Below are 16471 nucleotides of genomic sequence, written 5' to 3'. Positions count from 1 at the left end.
CCGGTTCTTCCCCGGCTCGCGCTCGCGGGCCAGATCCTCCTGCTCCTGGCTGTGGCCGCCTATGTGCTGGTGTACAGCCCGTTGTGGACGCTGGCCCCGGTCTTCGGGCTGGCCATCGCCGGGTGGTGGTGGCAAGGGCGCTCGCAACCGCCGGCCTGGGACTGGCTGGGGCAGACGCCCGAGGGTGCAACCTGGCTGGCCACCGCCGAGGGCCTGCGCCAGGAGCAGGTGGACTGGGTCGAGGTGCTTCCCGATACACGGGTGTTGCGCCGGATCGTCATCCTGGTTGTTCGGGTGCCCGCGACCGGCCGGGTATGGCGCCTGTGGCTGCACGCCGGGCGCATGCATCCGGAGGACCTGCGCCGTCTGCGCGTGCGGTTGCGCTGGTCGCCCGCGCGCGAGGTGGTGGATCCCGGCTGGCGGGTGCGGCTTCGCGCGGGGGTGGAGCGGGGCGTTGCTATACTGGCGAAAAGCCGAGTACCCGGAGGCCCGAACATGGCTGGACCCGACAATGCGCAGGTGATGGTGGACGTGTCACACCTGCTGAGTGACGAGCCCGATCACGTGTACAGCGAGGATGAACTGGACGCGATCGAGGAACTTGATCCGGAGCTCGCGCTGCGCCTGGACCGGGCCCAGACCCATGCGCAACGCGAGGCGGCCGACGTGCCGGCCGATGGCCCGATCGACGTCGACGCGGTGCGCGCCGCGATCGAGGAGGCGCGGCGGATCATGATGCAGGACGGTGGCGATATCGAGTTCGTGGAGCTCGATGGGCGCACCGTGCGGGTCCGGCTCAAGGGGGCCTGTGTGGGCTGTCCGCGCTCCACGCTGGACCTCAAGAATGTGGTCGAACGCCTGGTTCGGTCGCGTGCGCCGGGCGTGGCCAGCGTCGCCAACACCTTCTGAATCGGTTTTTCGGCAGTCAAGCCTGGCCGGCACCGAGCCGGCGCAGTAGCTGCCGGATGCGCCCCGGCCCGAACCCGTGCACCCGCTTGAAGGCCTTGCGAAAGGCCGCCTCCGAGGTATAGCCCACCGCGTCCATCACGCCCGCGACCGACTCCCGCCCGTCACGTAGCAGGCGTTCCGCCAGGACCATCCGCCACTGGGTCAGGTAGTCGATGGGCGTCTGTCCGACCAGCACATGAAAGCGCTCCGCGAAGCTGCTGCGCGACATGGCCGCCTCGCTGGCCAGCCCCTCCAGGGTCCAGGCCGCCTCCGGGTGGGCGTGCAGGGCATCCAGTGCGCGGCGGATGCGGTCGTCGGCCAGGGCGGCGATCAGCGATCCCTCCGAGTGTTCGCGTTGCGAGCAGATGTGATGGCGCACGGCCATCACGAACAGGGTGTCCGCCAGGCGGTCCAGGACCGGCCGGTAGCCCGACGAACGCTCCGCGAGTTCGATGTTCATCAGGTCCGCCAGGTGTGACAGCCGGTCGCCGGATTCGCGGCGGCGGATGATGATGTGGTCGGGGAGTGCGGCCAGGATCGGGTTGCGGCGGCCTGAATCGAACTCGAAGTGGCCGCACAGGAGCTGGGTGACCGGGATATCCGGCGGATCCTCGCCTTCCACCAGCGTCAGATGGTTGTCGCGGTCGGGCACGGTGTCGCGGCTGGACATCAGGTGCCAGTCGTCATGCGGCAGCAGGAGAAGATCGCCGGCCTCCATCCAGACGGGGGCCATCGCCTCCATGTGCAGATAGCATCCGCCTTCCCCCACCAGGTGAAAGCTGGCATTCCCCGAGCCCGCCGTGCTGAGCTGCCACTCCCCGCACAGGCGCGGGTTGGTGTCGATGCGGGCACGCAAGTTGTAGGCGGCCAGAACCGTCGACAGCACGTCTTCGTGGGGGCTGATGTCCATCAAACCTTCCTTTTGCCTTTCTTCACCTTAGACCTTTGGGCGCCCGGTTGCCGGGCGTCACGGGCCTCTCCCCGTGGTCCCGGACGATCGGACATAAAAGCCGGCGGATCACCCCGCGTACGGCGCGAGCCCGGGGTCTAGGCTTTATACCCAGTAGAAGGGGAAAAGGAGATCAGGACGATGGTTGCGACTGGAACCTTGGCAGTGCGCTTGCAGGGTTGGCTGGACTGGACGCGAGGCGCGGACTTCCTGGCGCCCCTGCTGTTGCGGCTCTACCTCGCGCCGGTGTTCTGGATGGCGGGAACCAACAAGCTGGACGGGATCCTGCCGAAAGAGAACGTGGTGATGTGGTACGGCAACGCGGACTGGGGGCTGGGCATGCCCTTCCCCTATCTGATGGTGATGCTGTCGGCGTATGCCGAGGTGCTGGGTGCGATTGCGTTGCTGCTCGGTCTGGCGACGCGCTGGTTCTCGATCCCGCTGATGATCACGATGGTGGTGGCGGCCGTGACCGTGCATCTGGAACACGGGTGGCAACGGATCTCCGACCCGATGATGTGTCTGTTCAACTGTTCCGGGATCGAGGAGGCACAGATGCGCCTGGATCGGGCCAAGTCCATTTTGCAGGAGCACGGCAACTACAATTGGCTGACCGAGACCGGAAACTTCGCGATCGTGAACAACGGGATCGAGATGGCCGCGACCTTCTTCGTGATGCTGCTGGTCCTGTTCTTCTGGGGAGCGGGACGCTATGTCAGCATCGACTATTACATCCGTCGGAGGATGATGAGCAGGGGATAACTCCAAGAGCTGTTTCAGCAGCCATTACACAACGGGTCCAGCGGATCCATAATCGCAACACGAGGAGTACGACCATGAAGAACGATCTGTTTTCCACCAAGACCCTGGCCGGTGCCGTCGGCACGGCGGCAATCGGCATGGCCATGGCCACCAGCCCGGTGTTTGCCTCGGCCGACCTGAACCACGGCTATCAGCAGGGCGGCCAGTCGCCGCTGATGCTGGCCGAGGGTTCCTGTGGCGAAGGCACTTGTGGTGGCGCGAGCGATACCAAGGACAGTGAAGGCAGCTGCGGCGAGGGCACCTGCGGTGGTTCGGACGGCGACGACAAGGATTCCGAAGGCGCCTGTGGCGAGGGGACCTGTGGCGGCTAAGGTCGTCCACCCTGCCAACCCGGCCCGCGTCAGCGGCGCCGGGCTCGGCTTGCGGCGGGCCCTGCTGGGCCCGCTGGCCGAGGCCCCGGAGGCGACGGAACGCCTGGGGTTTTTCGAGGCGGCGCCGGAGAACTGGATGCACCTGGGCGGACGTCTGGGCCGCATCTTTCGCGAATACACCGAGGCCCAGCCCTTCGTATGCCACGGGCTGTCTCTCGACATCGGCGGGCCGCGCCCGCTGGACAAGACCTTCCTGCAGGACCTGCGCACTTTCCTGGATACCCACGGGATCGAGGATTACAGCGAGCACCTCTCGGCCTGTGGCGACGGCCAGGGGCATCTGTACGACCTGATGCCGATCCCGTTCACCGAGGAGGCGGTGCGCTACGTTGCCGATCGCGTGCGCCAGGTGCAGGACATCCTCGGGCGCCGGATGGCGCTGGAGAATGTCTCCTATTACACCCCGGTGGGGGCCGAACTGGACGAGATCACCTTCGTGCGGGCGGTGCTGGAGGAGGCCGACTGCGACCTCCTGCTCGACGTGAACAACATCGTCGTCAACAGCATTAATCACGGCTACGAGCCGACCGAGTTCCTGGATGCAATGCCGCTGGAGCGAGTGCGCTACCTACACATTGCCGGGCACGATGAGGAGGCCCCGGACCTGCGGGTCGATACCCATGGCCAGCCGATCTGCTCCGATGTCTGGGCGCTGCTGGAGGCCGCCTATGCCCGCATCGGGCCGGTGCCGACCCTGCTCGAGCGCGACTTCAACTTTCCGCCGCTGGAGGAGCTGCTGGCGGAGACCGACCGGATACGGGATCTGCAGTTGCGGGCGCGCGCCGGCCAGGAAGAGCGGCTCCTGCATGCCTGAGGCGGATTTCCAGCAGGTACAGGAGGCATTCGCGCGGCACTTGCGTGACCCGGAGCGCTATCCGGCCCCGGAAGGGATCGAGAGCCGGCGCCTGGCGATCTACCGGCGTCTTTTCTTCAACAACGTGGCGAACCTGCTGGCCAAGGGGTTCCCGGTCCTGCGGGGACTGCTGGAGGCGGCCGCCTGGGGACAGCTGGTGCGCGACTTCTATCGCGATCATGGCAGCGAGACGCCGTATTTTCCGCAGCTGGCGGCGGAGTTCGTGCGCTACCTGGCGGAGGAACGCTCGGCGCAGCCCGGCGATCTGCCTTTCCTGGCCGAGCTGGCCCACTACGAGCGCGTGGAGACCGAACTGGTCTATGCGGATGCCACGCCGCCTCCAGATGTCGAGCCGGATGGTGACCTTATGGTTCAGGTTCCGGTGTTTTCGGCCGCCGCGCGGCTGCTGGCCTACGAGTACCCGGTGCACCGGATCGGGGCCGACTTCCAGCCCGATCAACCGGGAGAGGTGCCCACCTACCTGCTGGCGTACCGCACCGGGGAGGAGCGGGTGCGGTTTGCCGAGCTGAACCCGCTCGGCGCCCGGCTGCTGTGGCGGGTGATCGAGACACCGGCGACCGGCGACGAACAGATCCGCGGGGTGGCCGGCGATTTCGGGCTGGAACTCTCGGACGAGCTGGTGGCCAGTGGGCGCCAGTTGCTGGAGCACTACCGCGGGCTGGGGGCCCTCGTGGGGACCCGGACTGACCGCGCGTCCGCCTGAGACGGAGGGACTGGAAGCGGACGTCGCAGTACCGGACGCCTGGGCATGGGCAACGAACGTCCAGGGCAGCCGCAAGGGAGGCAGGAAGTCGCTGTCCCCCAGGGGCCATCGGATGCGCCCGCAGTTGCGTTGGCGCAGCGTCGCCATTGTCTCTTCGCAGATGGCACTCTCCTCCCTCGATTACACACGCGACTCGGTGCTGGAGCTGATCCGGAACCTTCGGTGAGACCGGGCCTCAGTAACCCAGGTCGAGGGCGGGTTCGTCGAGGGCGGCGGCCTGCTCGCGCAGGGTGAGGATGTGATCCTCCCAGAAGCGCGGCGTGTAGAAGATCGGAAAGCCGTCGACAAAGGCCGGGTCGTCGGCGCGCCGGGCCAGCCAGGCGGCGTGGCGCAGGATGCGCAGGGTGCGTAGCGGGGCGATCAGCCCGAGCTGGCGGCGATCCAGCGGTACGAAGGTCTCGTAGCCTTCCAACAGGGCCTGCATCTGCCAGGCCATCTCGGGCGGTTCGCCGGACAGGAACATCCACAGGTCCTGCATGGCGGGGCCGGTACAGGCGTCGTCCAGATCGACAAAGTGCGGGCCGTCGTCGGTCCACAGGATGTTGCCGGGGTGGGTGTCGCCGTGCAGGCGCAGCTGTGGGACCGGGCCGATCGTGTCGAGGTCCCGCTGGATCCGCCCCAGGAGGTCGGCGCTGAGATCGCGGTACACGGATTCCAGCTCCAGGGGCAGATAGCCGGAGTCGAGCACGGCCTGGCGTGCCTCCTCGCCACGCGGGACGGGATCGAGCACGGGCCGCTCGTGAAAGCGGGCGGCGCGTCCGACCTCGTGGATGCGGGCGATGAAGCGGCCGATGCGGACCAGGGTTTCGCGCTGCTCCAGATCCGGCGCGCGGCCGCCGCAGCGCGGGTAGACGGCGAACATGAACCCGGCGTGATCGTGCAGGGTTTCGCCTTCAGGATCGGCCAGAGGGGCGACTACCGGGATCTCGCGGCTTGCAAGTTCCTGGCTGAAGCCGTGTTCCTCGCGGATGGCGGCGGGTGTCCAGCGTTGCGGACGATAGAACTTGGCGATGACCGGTGTGGTGTCCTCGATGCCGACCTGGTAGACGCGGTTCTCGTAGCTGTTGAGGGCCAGCAGGCGCCCGTCGCAGCGCAGACCGGTCGTTTCCACCGCGTCGAGGATGACACCGGGTTTCAGTTCGTCGTACGGATGTGCATGCATGCTTGCAGTGTACGGGTTTGCCGCGCATGGTTCCGGCAAATTGACCGCGAGGAGTCGCGATTGAATCGCTATTACTGGGGGTTGGTTGTTGCCCTGGTGGGTCTCGTCGCCGTCTGGCTGGTGGTTGCGATGGGCCCGGGTCTGGATCTGGAGACCCTGCAGGTCGCGCGCCTGCAGGTGGAGGACTGGCGGGTCGCGCACCCGTTCGTCACGGCCTGGGTGTTCTTCCTGTTGTACATGGTGGTGGCCGCCTTTTCGGTGCCGGGGATCGTGGTGATGACCCTGGCCGGCGGTGCCCTGTTTGGCGTGGTCTGGGGCACCGTGCTGTCGTCGCTGGCTTCGACGTTGGGGGCGACCCTGACCTTTGTTGTGGCGCGGGCGCTGGCGCGCGATGCTGTTCAGCATCGTTACAAGAACCAACTTGGGCGCATCAATGCGGGCTTTGAGCGCGAGGGCGCGTTCTACCTGTTCGCGCTGCGGATGATTCCGGTGTTCCCGTTCCTGTTGATCAACGCCGGGATGGGCCTGTTGCCGATCCGGCTCTGGACGTATTTCTGGGTATCACTCGTGGGGATGCTGCCGGCCACGGCGGTGTTCGCGAATGCCGGGACGCAGTTGGGGCGGCTTGATGGCATCGAGGGCATTCTCTCGCCGGTGCTGGTCCTGTCCCTGGTTGCCACGGGGTTGTTTCCGCTCCTGGCGCGGTGGCTGGTGAATGCCGTGCGCCGCAGGCGGGCTCGATTGGAGAACCCGGGCGCGGACTAACCCGCACGCAGTATCTGCCATCGCGTATATAATAGGGTTTACCGTTGGGAGGTGGCCGTGGAGCGCGCGCCGCCGGACACAATCTGGAAGTTCAACGAACGATCCCGTCACATATTGCGTGCGCTGTCCGACTCGGGGCGCGAACGACACAAGGAGTTTTCCATGACATTGAATGTTTTGTTGCGCCAGGGTCAGGTGGCCTTCCTCGCGCTGGGCCTGATCGGCTTCGGCATGGCCGCCGTGCAGGCGGAGGAAGCGTCGCTTGATCGTCCGATCGAGAAGGTGCTGGAGCCGATTCAGCTGACCGACCGGGTTCATTACTTCTACGGCTCGCTCGAGAACCGCACGCCGACCAATCTCGGTTTCACCAATAACACCGGCTTCGTGGTGACCGACGAAGGCGTGGTGTTGATCGATTCGGGGCCGAGCTACCAGGTCGCCCAGCGCATGGAGAAGGCGATTGCCGGGGTCACCGACAAGCCGATCACGCACGTGATCTCGGTGGGCAGCCAGGACCACCGCTGGCTGGGCAACGGCTACTTCCACGAGCAGGGGGCGGAGCTGGTTGCGCTGCAGCGGACCGCGAGCACCCAGGCCGATCGTGGGGAGGGGCAGATCGCCTCGCTGGCTAACTCCGTGGGCGAAGAGGCGATGGAGGGCACCCAGCCGGTTCCGGCACCGAACCCCATCGATGCCGATGAATACACCCTGACCGTCGGCGGTGTGGACTTCGAGCTGATCTATGCCGGGGATGCCCACTTCCCGGGCGACATCATGGTTCACCTTCCGGGCGAGGACGTCGTCTTTACCGGTGACATCGTCTACACCGAGCGCATGCTGGGCATCCATCCCTTCAGCAACCCGGTGGAGAAGCTCGAGGCCTTCCGGCACCTGGAATCCATCGATCCGGAGATCGTCGTGCCGGGGCACGGCCGCGCGACCGACATGGCCGAGGCGCGCCAGGACACGGGGGATTACCTGGAACTCCTGGTGCGCGAGGTGACGGCAGGCATCGAGGACTGGGAGTCGCTTAACGAGGTGGTCGACCGCCTGGCGGATCTGGAACAGTTCAAGCACCTGCGCCACTACGATGACTGGCACCGCCCGAACGTGAACCGGACCTACCTGTTCATCGAAGGCAACATGTAACAACCACAAGGTAATCCCGGCCACAGCCCGGGAGATCTGCCGACGGCGCGGGGCACATGGTATGCTTCGCGCCGTTGTCGTTTCCGGCAACTCCAAATTTCTGATACGCGACGTTCGACCCCGCGTATGGGTCGGCGAAGGAGCCTCGCAATGCCCGCAATAACCCTCCCCGACGGCAGCCGCCGCGAGTTCGATCACCCGGTCACCGTGCTGGACGTGGCGAAGGACATCGGTCCCGGCCTGGCCAAGGCCACCCTGGCCGGCAAGGTCGATGGCGAACTGGTCGATGCCCGCCACGAGATCGACACAGACTCCGCGCTGGCGATCGTGACTGACCGCGACCCGGAAGGGGTGGAGATCATCCGGCATTCGACCGCGCACCTGATGGCGCAGGCGGTCAAGCAGCTGTTTCCCGACGCGCAGGTGACCATCGGCCCGACCATCGAGAACGGCTTCTACTACGACTTCGCCTATGACCGCGGCTTCACGCCGGAGGATCTGGAGAAGATCGAGAAGCGCATGAAGGAACTGGCCAAGCAGGATCTGCCAGTCGAGCGCTCGTTGATGGATCGCGACGAGGCGGTGAAGTACTTCCGCGACATGGGCGAGGCGTACAAGGCCGAGATCATCGCGAGCATCCCGCAGGGGGAGAACATCTCGCTGTACAAGCAGGGCGACTTTGTCGATCTCTGCCGGGGCCCGCATATCCCGTCCACCGGCAAGCTGAAGGCCTTCAAGCTGACCAAGGTGGCCGGCGCCTACTGGCGCGGCGACTCCGACAACGAGATGCTGACGCGTATCTACGGTACCGCCTGGCCGAACAAGGACCAGCTGAAGGAGCATCTGGATCGGCTGAAGGAGGCCGAGCGCCGCGATCATCGCAAGATCGGTCAGGAACTGGATCTGTTCTCGATCCAGGACGAGGCCGGTGGTGGCCTGGTGTTCTGGCACCCGAAGGGCGCGCGCATCCGCCGCGAGATCGAGAAGTACTGGTACGACATGCACGAGAAGGCCGGCTACGACTTCGTGGTCTCGCCGCATATCGCGAACCTGGAGCTGTGGAAGACCTCCGGCCACGCGGATTTCTACGCCGAGTCCATGTACGAGCCGATGGAGGACGAGCACCAGTCCTTCCAGCTCAAGCCGATGAACTGCCCGTTTCATGTGCTGATGTACAAGGACCGGCTGCATTCCTACCGCGACCTGCCGTTGCGCTGGGCGGAGATGGGCACGGTGTACCGCCGCGAGATGTCCGGTGCGCTGCACGGGCTGATGCGCGTGCGCGGGTTTACCCAGGACGATGCCCACATCTTCTGCCGCGAGGACCAGATCGAGGCCGAGGTCATGGGCGTGATCGATCTGACCCTCGAGGTTCTGCAGACCTTCGGCTTCGAGAAGTTCGACGTGAACCTGTCGACCAAGCCCGAGGATGCGGTCGGGTCGGATGAAATCTGGGAACACGCGACCGCTTCGCTGCGCTCGGCGATCGAGAAGAAGGGCCTGGAATACTCGGTGGACGAGGGCGGCGGTGCCTTCTACGGTCCGAAGATCGATATCAAGATCCACGATGCGATCGGCCGCGAATGGCAGTGCTCCACGGTACAGCTGGACTTCAATCTGCCCGAGCGTTTCGACATGGAATACGTCGCCGAGGACAACGAGCGACGCCGTCCGATCATGATCCACCGCGCGCTGCTAGGCTCGGTGGAACGCTTCTTCGGCGTGCTGATCGAACACTATGCCGGACACTTCCCGGCGTGGCTGGCCCCGGTGCAGGCCGAGGTGCTGACCATTACCGAAAGGCAGGACGAATACGCCCGCGAGGTCACGAAGACACTGCGCGCGATGGGGTTCCGGGTCGAGGCCGACTTGAGAAACGAGAAGATCGGCTTTAAGATTCGCGAGCACACGCTCAAGCGCGTGCCGTACCTGCTGGTCCTTGGAGACAAGGAGATGGAAAATGGGCAGGTGGCGGTGCGTACGCGGAGCGGGGAAGACCTCGGCGTGATGCGCCTCGAGGACTTCGGCGAACGCCTCCGGGAGGAGGTCGGCAGTCGCCAACACTGAACCCTGAACTGGAGAGAAGGCTATTAGCGCAGCGAAAACGGTCCGCCTGAACGATCAGATCACGAGTCCGCAGATCCGACTGATCGACGCCGAAGGCGAGAATCGCGGTGTCTGCAGCACTGCAGAGGCCCTGGAAATGGCCCAGGAAGGTGGTCTGGACCTGGTCGAGATCTCGCCGAATGCCGAGCCTCCCGTGGCCCGGATCATGGATTACGGGAAGTTCAAGTTCGAGCAGGCGAAGAAGGCGCAGGAAGCCAAGAAGAAGCAGAAGCAGATCCAGATCAAGGAAGTGAAGTTTCGTCCGGGTACGGACGAGGGCGACTACAACGTCAAGCTTCGCAACCTGCGCCGCTTCATCGAGGCCGGTGACAAGGGCAAGGTGACCATCCGCTTCCGCGGGCGCGAGATGCGCCACCAGGAACTGGGTGGCGAGCTGCTCGACAAGGTCGAGAAAGACATGGCCGACATCGCGATCGTGGAACAGCGGCCGAAGATGGAAGGACGCCAGATGATCATGGTGCTGACGGGCAAGAAGAAGTAAGTCCGTCAGACGACAAGGGCGATCGGGTTTCCGCATACCCGCATCGCTTTTTCATAAACGGTCGGCCCGCAGTGGGTACGGCCCAAAATGCCGGAGAGAGTAATGCCGAAGATCAAGACCAATCGGGGTGCGGCCAAGCGCTTCACCCGTACCGGGTCGGGGAAGTTCAAGCGGTTCCAGTCGCACCGCAGCCACATCCTGACCAAGAAGCCTACCAAGCGTAAGCGTCACCTGCGCAGTCCGGCGATGGTGCACGAGTCGGATGCCCCGGCCGTGCGCAAGCTGCTGCCGTACCGTTGAACTGACCGAGGAATCGAGACATGCCACGAGTCAAGCGCGGTGTAACCGCTCACGCCCGTCACAAGAAAGTCCTGAAGCAAGCCAAGGGCTACTACGGCGCCCGGAAGAACGTCTTCCGCGTTGCCAACCAGGCCGTCATCAAGGCCGGTCAGTATGCCTACCGTGACCGTCGCCAGAAGAAGCGTCAGTTCCGGTCGCTGTGGATCGTCCGCATCAATGCGGCGGCCCGTCAGTTCGATCTCTCCTACAGCCGTTTGATGAACGGTTTGAACAAGGCCGAGATCGATATCGACCGCAAGACCCTGGCCGATCTGGCCGTGCACGACCTGACCGCGTTCGGCAAGATCGCGGAGAAGGCCAAGGCTGCACTGCCGGCCTGAGCCGCAGGGCCTGAAGGACTGCCCGCCGGCGGTGTGCCGGCGGGTCCCGAGAAGGGAGGGTCGATGCCCTCCCTTTTTTGTTTCGGGAACAGGAAACGAGGCGCCTGCAAGGCAGCGGCCCGCACTCGGGGGCCGCTGCCTTGCAGGCGAATAGGGGGCCGTGGAGGCCCGTACCAGTCGGGGGAAGTCGTGGAACAACTGCAACAGCTGGTCGCCGAGGCGCGCGAGCGCGTCGAAGGGGCCACGGACCTGAAGGCGCTGGACGAGGTCCGGGTGCACTATCTCGGCAAGAAGGGCGCACTCACGGCACAGCTCAAGGAGCTGGGCAAGCTACCGGCGGAGGAACGGCCGGCGGCGGGGCAGAAAGTGAACGAGGCCAAGACCGAGGTCGCCGGCCTGATCGAGTCGCGCAAGGAGGCCCTGGCGCAGAGCGCACTGGCGGAACAGCTGGCGGGCGAACAGGTCGACGTGACCCTGCCGGGGCGGCGTCAGGCTGATGGCGCGCTGCACCCCATTACACAAACCCTGGAACGCATCGAGACCTTCTTTGCCGGATTGGGCTTCCGCGTGGCCGAGGGCCCCGAGGTGGAAGATGACTTCCACAACTTCGAGGCCCTGAACATCCCCGAGCATCACCCGGCGCGGGCGATGCACGACACCTTCTACTTTGATGCGCACCGCGTGCTGCGCACGCATACCTCGCCGGTGCAGATCCGCACCATGGAACAGGAGCGCCCGCCGCTTCGCGTGATCGCGCCAGGGCGCGTGTATCGCTGCGATTCGGATCTGACGCATAGCCCGATGTTCCACCAGGTGGAAGGGCTTTGCGTGGATACGGATATCACGTTCGCGGATCTGCGAGGCGTGTTGAGTGCATTTCTTCAGGCCTTCTTTGATCGGGACGATCTGGCCACGCGCTTTCGGCCGTCGTACTTCCCGTTCACCGAGCCGTCGGCCGAGGTCGACATCCAGTGCGTGCACTGCGGCGGTGACGGCTGCCGCGTATGCAGCCACACCGGCTGGCTGGAGGTGATGGGTTGCGGGATGGTGCACCCCAACGTGCTGGGTCATGTGGGGATCGACGCCGAGCAGTACACCGGCTTTGCCTTTGGCCTGGGGGTCGAGCGCATGGCGATGCTGCGGCATGGCGTGAATGACCTCCGGCTGTTCTTCGACAACGATATCCGCTTCATCGGGCAATTCGGGCAGACAGGCTAATGCGTATCAGTGTGCAGTGGCTGCAGGAATGGCTGCAGATCGACGAGACCCCGGAACAACTCGGCCATCGCCTGACCATGGCGGGTCTGGAACTGGATGCGATGGAAGCGGCGGCGCCCGCGTTCAGTGGGGTGCGGGTGGGCCATGTGGTGGCGGTCGATCCGCACCCGGACGCGGATCGCCTGCGGGTGTGCCGGGTCGAAGCGGGAGAGGCGGAGCCGCTGACCATCGTCTGTGGCGCGCCCAACGTGCATGAAGGGATGCGGGCGCCGGTGGCGGTGGTCGGTGCGGTATTGCCCGGCGATTTCCGTATCAAGCGCTCCAAGCTACGCGGCGTGCCTTCCGAGGGCATGCTCTGCTCCGCTCGCGAGCTTGGCCTGGCGGATGATGCCGAAGGCTTGATGTCGCTGCCGACGACGCTGGAGGCCGGTCAGGACCTGCGTGAGGCGCTGGGGCTGGACGACACCATCCTGGAAGTGGACCTGACGCCGAACCGGGCCGATTGCCTGGGCATGCGCGGGATTGCGCGGGAGTGCTCGGCATTGCTGGACCGGCCGCTGCATGCCCCGGCCATGCCGGGCGTGGACGTCGCCAGCGATGCCGGGGTGAGCGTGATCATCGAAAACCCGGAGGCCTGCCCCTTGTATGCCGCCCGGGTGCTGGAGGGCCTGGACGCCAAGGCCGCGACGCCGCTGTGGATGACCGAACGCCTGCGCCGCGCCGGGGTGCGCCCGCTGAGCGCGATCGTGGATGTGACCAATTACGTGATGCTGGAACTGGGCCAGCCACTGCATGCCTTTGATGCCGATCGCACGGGCGCCCCGATCCAGGTGCGCCAGGGCAAACAGGGGGAAACTCTGACGCTGCTCGGAGGCGACCAGACGGTGAAATTGTCGCCGCAGGATCTGGTCATTGCGGGTGATGACGGCCCCCTGGCGCTGGCCGGAGTGATGGGCGGCGCCGCCAGCGCGGTCGATGCCAGCACCACCCGCGTGATCCTCGAATGTGCGCATTTCGCACCGCGCGCCCTGGCCGGTCGGGCGCGGGCCCACGGCCTGCATACCGATGCCTCCCACCGTTTCGAGCGGGGTGTCGACCCGACCCTGGTCCCGCAGGCGATGGAACGCGCGACCCAGCTGCTGCTGGAACTCTGCGGCGGCCAGTGCGGCCCGGTCGAGCAAGTGGGCGCGACGCCGGCCTCCCATGCGGAACAGGCGATCGTCCTGCGCCCGGATCGTGTCCAGCGCCTGCTTGGGGTGACCCTTGAGGCTTCCGAGGTCGAGCGGATCCTGGAGGCACTGGACTGCCGCATCGAAACGAGCGCGAGCGGCTGGTCGGTACGCGCCCCGCGGGCCCGATTCGACCTCGAACGCGAGGAGGATCTGATCGAAGAGCTGGCCCGGGTGCACGGTTATGACGCCCTGCCGCAGACACTCCCGAAGCCGGTTGCGCCGGTGACGCCGGAGTCGGGTCTGCCGTCACTGCGCAACGGGCTTGCCCGCCAGGGCTTCCATGAGGTGATCAGCTTCAGCTTTATCGCTCGCGAGGCCGCCAGTGCGTTCTACCCGGACGTGGAACCCCTGGCGCTGGCGAATCCCATTTCGTCCGATCTGGCGGTGATGCGCCCGGGGTTGTGGCCCGGGCTGGTGACCACTGCCGCCTACAACCAGGCGCGCCAGCAATCGGACCTGCGCCTGTTCGAGCATGGCCTGCGCTTTGTTCCGGATGCGTCCGGTCTGCGGCAGGAGTCGCGACTGGCCGGCCTGCTTGGCGGGAGGGTGGCTCCGGAAGCCTGGGAAGGCGAGGCGAAGAAGGTCGATTTCTTCGACGCCAAGGGCACCGTGGAAGGCCTGTGCGAACGTGTCGCTGGCGCGCTCGGCTTTCGCGCGGAACGTCATCCGGCGCTGCATGACGGGCAATCCGCACGGGTATTGGTCGACGGCCATCCGATCGGCTGGGTCGGGCGCCTGCACCCGGCGCTGTGCGAGCGCTTCGACGTGGAACCGGTCTACCTGTTCGATCTGGACGCGACCGCCGTGGTGCGCGCCCCGGTGGCGCAGTTCTCGCCGTTGTCGCCGTACCCGTCCATCCGTCGGGATCTGGCGCTGGTGGTGGCCGAGTCGGTGGCGGCGGGTGATGTGCTGGCGGCTATCGACGAGCTTGGCCTGGAGATCCTTCAGGACGTTCGCCTGTTCGATGTGTACCAGGGCAAAGGCTTGAATCCGGACGAAAAAAGCCTGGCTTTGGGCTTGATTTTACGGGCTTTTGATCGCACCCTAGGCGAACAGGACGTGGCTGGCGTCACCGATGCGGTGGTGCAGCATCTCCAGGCCCGGTTCAACGCAACCTTGAGACAATAGCCGATGGCAGCTGTAACCAAGGCGGATCTCGCCGCCGCGCTAAACGAGGAACTGGGTCTCAACAAGCGCGAGGCCAAGGAATTCGTCGAGATGTTCTTCGAGGAGATGCGGCAGTCGCTGGAGACCGGCGAGGGCGTGAAGCTTTCCGGGTTCGGGAATTTCATCCTGCGCGACAAGAACCAGCGGCCAGGGCGCAATCCCAAGACGGGCGAAGAGATTCCGGTCTCCGCGCGTCGTGTGGTGACCTTCCGGCCGGGACAGAAACTGCGCGAGCGGGTAGAGAGCTATGCTGGAGGCGAGTAACCACCAGGAACTGCCCGCCATCCCGGGCAAGCGCTACTTCACCATCGGCGAAGTCGCGGAGCTGTGCCAGGTCAAGCCGCATGTGCTGCGGTACTGGGAGCAGGAATTCCCGATGCTGGAGCCGGTCAAGCGGCGCGGCAACCGTCGCTACTACCAGCGTCAGGACGTGATCCTGATCCGTCAGATTCGCGCTTTGCTGTACGAAGAGGGCTACACCATCAATGGTGCCCGTCAGAAGCTCTCCGGCGACGAGGCCAAGGGTGATCGTCAGCAGGCCCAGCAGATCATCCAGGACACCATCTCCGAGCTCGAGTCGGTTCTGCGCGTTCTGCGCGCCTGAGGCTCCGACCCTAGGGGGGCGCCCGGACGTTGTGTTGATGCGATTCGCTACGCTCGTCGCATCCTACGGTGTCCGTCTGAACCCAACTCCAATTCGAAATTGCCCCTCTGTAGGATGCGATGAGCGTAGCGAATCGCATCAACGGGCCATTCTCGGTGTACGTGACACGAATGGTCCGCACGGATCTCGCAGCAATGGGGTGGCCGATGCTTTCGTGAAGGCGGGGAATCGGATATAGTTCGCGGCTTCGGGGCGTGGCGCAGTCTGGTAGCGCATCTGCATGGGGTGCAGAGGGTCGCAGGTTCAAATCCTGCCGTCCCGACCAAACGGGAACGATCAAAAAAGGCCGCTTCAAGCGGCCTTTTTTGTGTTCGGAGTTGCAGGTGGCGGCGTCGCCTGGGCTCAGGCTCAATCCATCGAGCGGCGGCGCGCCTCGCGCTGGTAATGGAGCAGGGCGATGTTGGTCTGGCGTTCCATCCACTGGGTCATTCCGACGATCTCGAAGCCCGCAAACTCGAAGCCATCACGCGTGCTGCGGCGACGGTTGGCTAGCCGCAGGTCCCCGGAAAGGCGTTCACTGACATCGGGGAGCAAGAGGTTCTCGAAGGCCAGGTTCGCCTGGTCCTCAAGCGCATCCAGAAGGGTGGTGGACAACTCGATGCACATGCCCTGGGCAGAGAGGTCGGCAACCTCGCCAATCACGGGATCCTTCCAGGCCTTCGCATGGAGTTCGATCTGAGGCCGCTGGGCCATCGGGATGTGCACGCGGAACGTTTCGCGGCGTTGCAGGTAGTGCAAAGTCTCCGGATAGGTGCAGACGTAGAGCGCGCCTTTTTGCTCCTGCTCGATGCGTGTTACGTGCGTGCCGAATCGCACTGCGACCCCGCGCAGCGCCGCGAATACGCGCAAGTCCATGCCGGCACGGACCTGCTGGTGCGCCCGAGGCGGGGTCAGCTCGTCGAGAAAGAGTTCCTTGGCGGCTGGGTCCAGACGGACCAGGGCCGAGGTGTACAGGGGGCCGTCGGTATCCACGCGAACGCTCACGACGGTGAGCTTGTGGTCGAGGTCCTTGAGGATGCCGGCAATCCGGTCCGGCTTATCGACGGTGTAGTCCGTGTCGTCCATGCGTCCGAAGTGTTAGGAAGGTGTGAGGACGCAA

18 protein-coding genes and 1 tRNA gene are annotated in these 16471 nt (G+C 65.3%); 16 read left to right on the top strand and 3 right to left on the bottom strand.

Going from position 1 to position 16471, the window contains the following annotated elements:
* Positions 1-51: 51 nt before the first annotated feature.
* Positions 52-909: a NifU family protein gene (locus tag D579_RS0110755; RefSeq protein WP_018952015.1), complete on the top strand. Its 858-nt coding sequence runs from the start codon at positions 52-54 to the stop codon at positions 907-909.
* Positions 910-925: 16 nt separating this feature from the next.
* On the opposite strand, the gene D579_RS0110750 is transcribed toward D579_RS0110755, so the two are convergent.
* Positions 926-1858, bottom strand: coding sequence for an AraC family transcriptional regulator (locus D579_RS0110750; RefSeq protein ID WP_018952014.1), 933 nt, complete (start codon positions 1856-1858; stop codon positions 926-928).
* A gap of 180 nt (positions 1859-2038) precedes the next feature.
* On the opposite strand from D579_RS0110750, the gene D579_RS0110745 reads away from it, so the two are divergent.
* The 4 genes from D579_RS0110745 to D579_RS0110730 all read left to right on the top strand — a co-directional run bounded on the left by D579_RS0110745 (position 2039) and on the right by D579_RS0110730 (position 4667).
* Positions 2039-2659: a DoxX family protein gene (locus D579_RS0110745; RefSeq protein WP_018952013.1), complete on the top strand. Its 621-nt coding sequence runs from the start codon at positions 2039-2041 to the stop codon at positions 2657-2659.
* Between the two features lie 74 nt (positions 2660-2733).
* Entirely contained in the window at positions 2734-3030 is a 297-nt protein-coding gene (locus D579_RS0110740; RefSeq protein WP_018176635.1) for a hypothetical protein, read from the top strand.
* Positions 3020-3904: a DUF692 domain-containing protein gene (locus D579_RS0110735; protein WP_018952012.1), complete on the top strand. Its 885-nt coding sequence runs from the start codon at positions 3020-3022 to the stop codon at positions 3902-3904. Before D579_RS0110740 ends, D579_RS0110735 begins: the two co-directional genes overlap by 11 nt.
* Positions 3897-4667 carry a DUF2063 domain-containing protein gene (locus D579_RS0110730; protein ID WP_018952011.1) on the top strand — a complete coding sequence of 257 codons (771 nt, stop codon included), beginning with the start codon at positions 3897-3899 and terminating at the stop codon, positions 4665-4667. Before D579_RS0110735 ends, D579_RS0110730 begins: the two co-directional genes overlap by 8 nt.
* Before the next feature lie 235 nt (positions 4668-4902).
* On the opposite strand, the gene D579_RS0110720 is transcribed toward D579_RS0110730, so the two are convergent.
* Positions 4903-5889, bottom strand: a complete 987-nt coding sequence (locus D579_RS0110720; protein ID WP_018176638.1) for a serine/threonine protein kinase — start codon at positions 5887-5889, stop codon at positions 4903-4905.
* 60 nt (positions 5890-5949) lie between these two features.
* On the opposite strand from D579_RS0110720, the gene D579_RS0110715 reads away from it, so the two are divergent.
* From D579_RS0110715 to D579_RS0110665, 11 genes are all read left to right on the top strand, one after another.
* Positions 5950-6654 carry a TVP38/TMEM64 family protein gene (locus D579_RS0110715; protein WP_018952009.1) on the top strand — a complete coding sequence of 235 codons (705 nt, stop codon included), beginning with the start codon at positions 5950-5952 and terminating at the stop codon, positions 6652-6654.
* 162 nt (positions 6655-6816) lie between these two features.
* Positions 6817-7803: an MBL fold metallo-hydrolase gene (locus tag D579_RS0110710; protein WP_018938530.1), complete on the top strand. Its 987-nt coding sequence runs from the start codon at positions 6817-6819 to the stop codon at positions 7801-7803.
* Positions 7804-7953: 150 nt separating this feature from the next.
* Entirely contained in the window at positions 7954-9870 is a 1917-nt protein-coding gene (thrS, locus tag D579_RS0110705; protein ID WP_018952008.1) for a threonine--tRNA ligase, read from the top strand.
* 22 nt (positions 9871-9892) lie between these two features.
* The gene (infC, locus tag D579_RS0110700) at positions 9893-10411 is read left to right on the top strand and encodes a translation initiation factor IF-3 (protein WP_077276933.1); all 519 of its coding nucleotides are present in this window, start codon (positions 9893-9895) and stop codon (positions 10409-10411) included.
* A gap of 102 nt (positions 10412-10513) precedes the next feature.
* A complete protein-coding gene (gene rpmI / locus D579_RS0110695; RefSeq protein ID WP_017942014.1) occupies positions 10514-10711 on the top strand; it encodes a 50S ribosomal protein L35 in 198 nt (65 codons plus the stop codon).
* 20 nt (positions 10712-10731) lie between these two features.
* A complete protein-coding gene (gene rplT, locus D579_RS0110690; protein ID WP_018145454.1) occupies positions 10732-11091 on the top strand; it encodes a 50S ribosomal protein L20 in 360 nt (119 codons plus the stop codon).
* A 189-nt stretch (positions 11092-11280) separates the two neighbouring features.
* A complete protein-coding gene (gene pheS, locus D579_RS0110685) occupies positions 11281-12309 on the top strand; it encodes a phenylalanine--tRNA ligase subunit alpha (protein WP_018145455.1) in 1029 nt (342 codons plus the stop codon).
* Positions 12309-14669 carry a phenylalanine--tRNA ligase subunit beta gene (gene pheT, locus D579_RS0110680; protein WP_018952007.1) on the top strand — a complete coding sequence of 787 codons (2361 nt, stop codon included), beginning with the start codon at positions 12309-12311 and terminating at the stop codon, positions 14667-14669. The genes pheS and pheT overlap by 1 nt, the downstream gene beginning before the upstream one ends.
* A gap of 3 nt (positions 14670-14672) precedes the next feature.
* Positions 14673-14972 carry an integration host factor subunit alpha gene (locus tag D579_RS0110675; protein ID WP_018140932.1) on the top strand — a complete coding sequence of 100 codons (300 nt, stop codon included), beginning with the start codon at positions 14673-14675 and terminating at the stop codon, positions 14970-14972.
* Positions 14956-15312, top strand: a complete 357-nt coding sequence (locus D579_RS0110670; protein ID WP_018140933.1) for a MerR family transcriptional regulator — start codon at positions 14956-14958, stop codon at positions 15310-15312. Before D579_RS0110675 ends, D579_RS0110670 begins: the two co-directional genes overlap by 17 nt.
* A gap of 248 nt (positions 15313-15560) precedes the next feature.
* Positions 15561-15637 (top strand) — tRNA-Pro (locus D579_RS0110665).
* Between the two features lie 83 nt (positions 15638-15720).
* On the opposite strand, the gene D579_RS0110660 is transcribed toward D579_RS0110665, so the two are convergent.
* A complete protein-coding gene (locus D579_RS0110660; protein ID WP_018952006.1) occupies positions 15721-16437 on the bottom strand; it encodes a flagellar brake protein in 717 nt (238 codons plus the stop codon).
* Between the last annotated feature and the right edge of the window lie 34 nt (positions 16438-16471).

Source organism: Thioalkalivibrio sp. AKL12 (assembly GCF_000377925.1).
GTDB classification, from domain to species: Bacteria; Pseudomonadota; Gammaproteobacteria; order Ectothiorhodospirales; family Ectothiorhodospiraceae; genus Thioalkalivibrio; species Thioalkalivibrio versutus.
Note: the sequence above shows the minus strand (reverse complement) of the source record. Positions and strands in the feature narration are given on the sequence as shown.

Bases quoted from the DNA above. Each gene is read 5' to 3' on its own strand.
- D579_RS0110750 (WP_018952014.1), bottom strand. From the start codon at position 1,858: ATGGACATCAGCCCCCACGAAGACGTGCTGTCGACGGTTCTGGCCGCC.
- D579_RS0110745 (WP_018952013.1), top strand. From the start codon at position 2,039: ATGGTTGCGACTGGAACCTTGGCAGTGCGCTTGCAGGGTTGGCTGGAC.
- D579_RS0110740 (WP_018176635.1), top strand. From the start codon at position 2,734: ATGAAGAACGATCTGTTTTCCACCAAGACCCTGGCCGGTGCCGTCGGC.
- D579_RS0110730 (WP_018952011.1), top strand. From the start codon at position 3,897: ATGCCTGAGGCGGATTTCCAGCAGGTACAGGAGGCATTCGCGCGGCAC.
- D579_RS0110720 (WP_018176638.1), bottom strand. From the start codon at position 5,889: ATGCATGCACATCCGTACGACGAACTGAAACCCGGTGTCATCCTCGAC.
- D579_RS0110710 (WP_018938530.1), top strand. From the start codon at position 6,817: ATGACATTGAATGTTTTGTTGCGCCAGGGTCAGGTGGCCTTCCTCGCG.
- thrS (WP_018952008.1), top strand. From the start codon at position 7,954: ATGCCCGCAATAACCCTCCCCGACGGCAGCCGCCGCGAGTTCGATCAC.
- rpmI (WP_017942014.1), top strand. From the start codon at position 10,514: ATGCCGAAGATCAAGACCAATCGGGGTGCGGCCAAGCGCTTCACCCGT.
- rplT (WP_018145454.1), top strand. From the start codon at position 10,732: ATGCCACGAGTCAAGCGCGGTGTAACCGCTCACGCCCGTCACAAGAAA.
- pheT (WP_018952007.1), top strand. From the start codon at position 12,309: ATGCGTATCAGTGTGCAGTGGCTGCAGGAATGGCTGCAGATCGACGAG.
- D579_RS0110675 (WP_018140932.1), top strand. From the start codon at position 14,673: ATGGCAGCTGTAACCAAGGCGGATCTCGCCGCCGCGCTAAACGAGGAA.
- D579_RS0110670 (WP_018140933.1), top strand. From the start codon at position 14,956: ATGCTGGAGGCGAGTAACCACCAGGAACTGCCCGCCATCCCGGGCAAG.
- D579_RS0110660 (WP_018952006.1), bottom strand. From the start codon at position 16,437: ATGGACGACACGGACTACACCGTCGATAAGCCGGACCGGATTGCCGGC.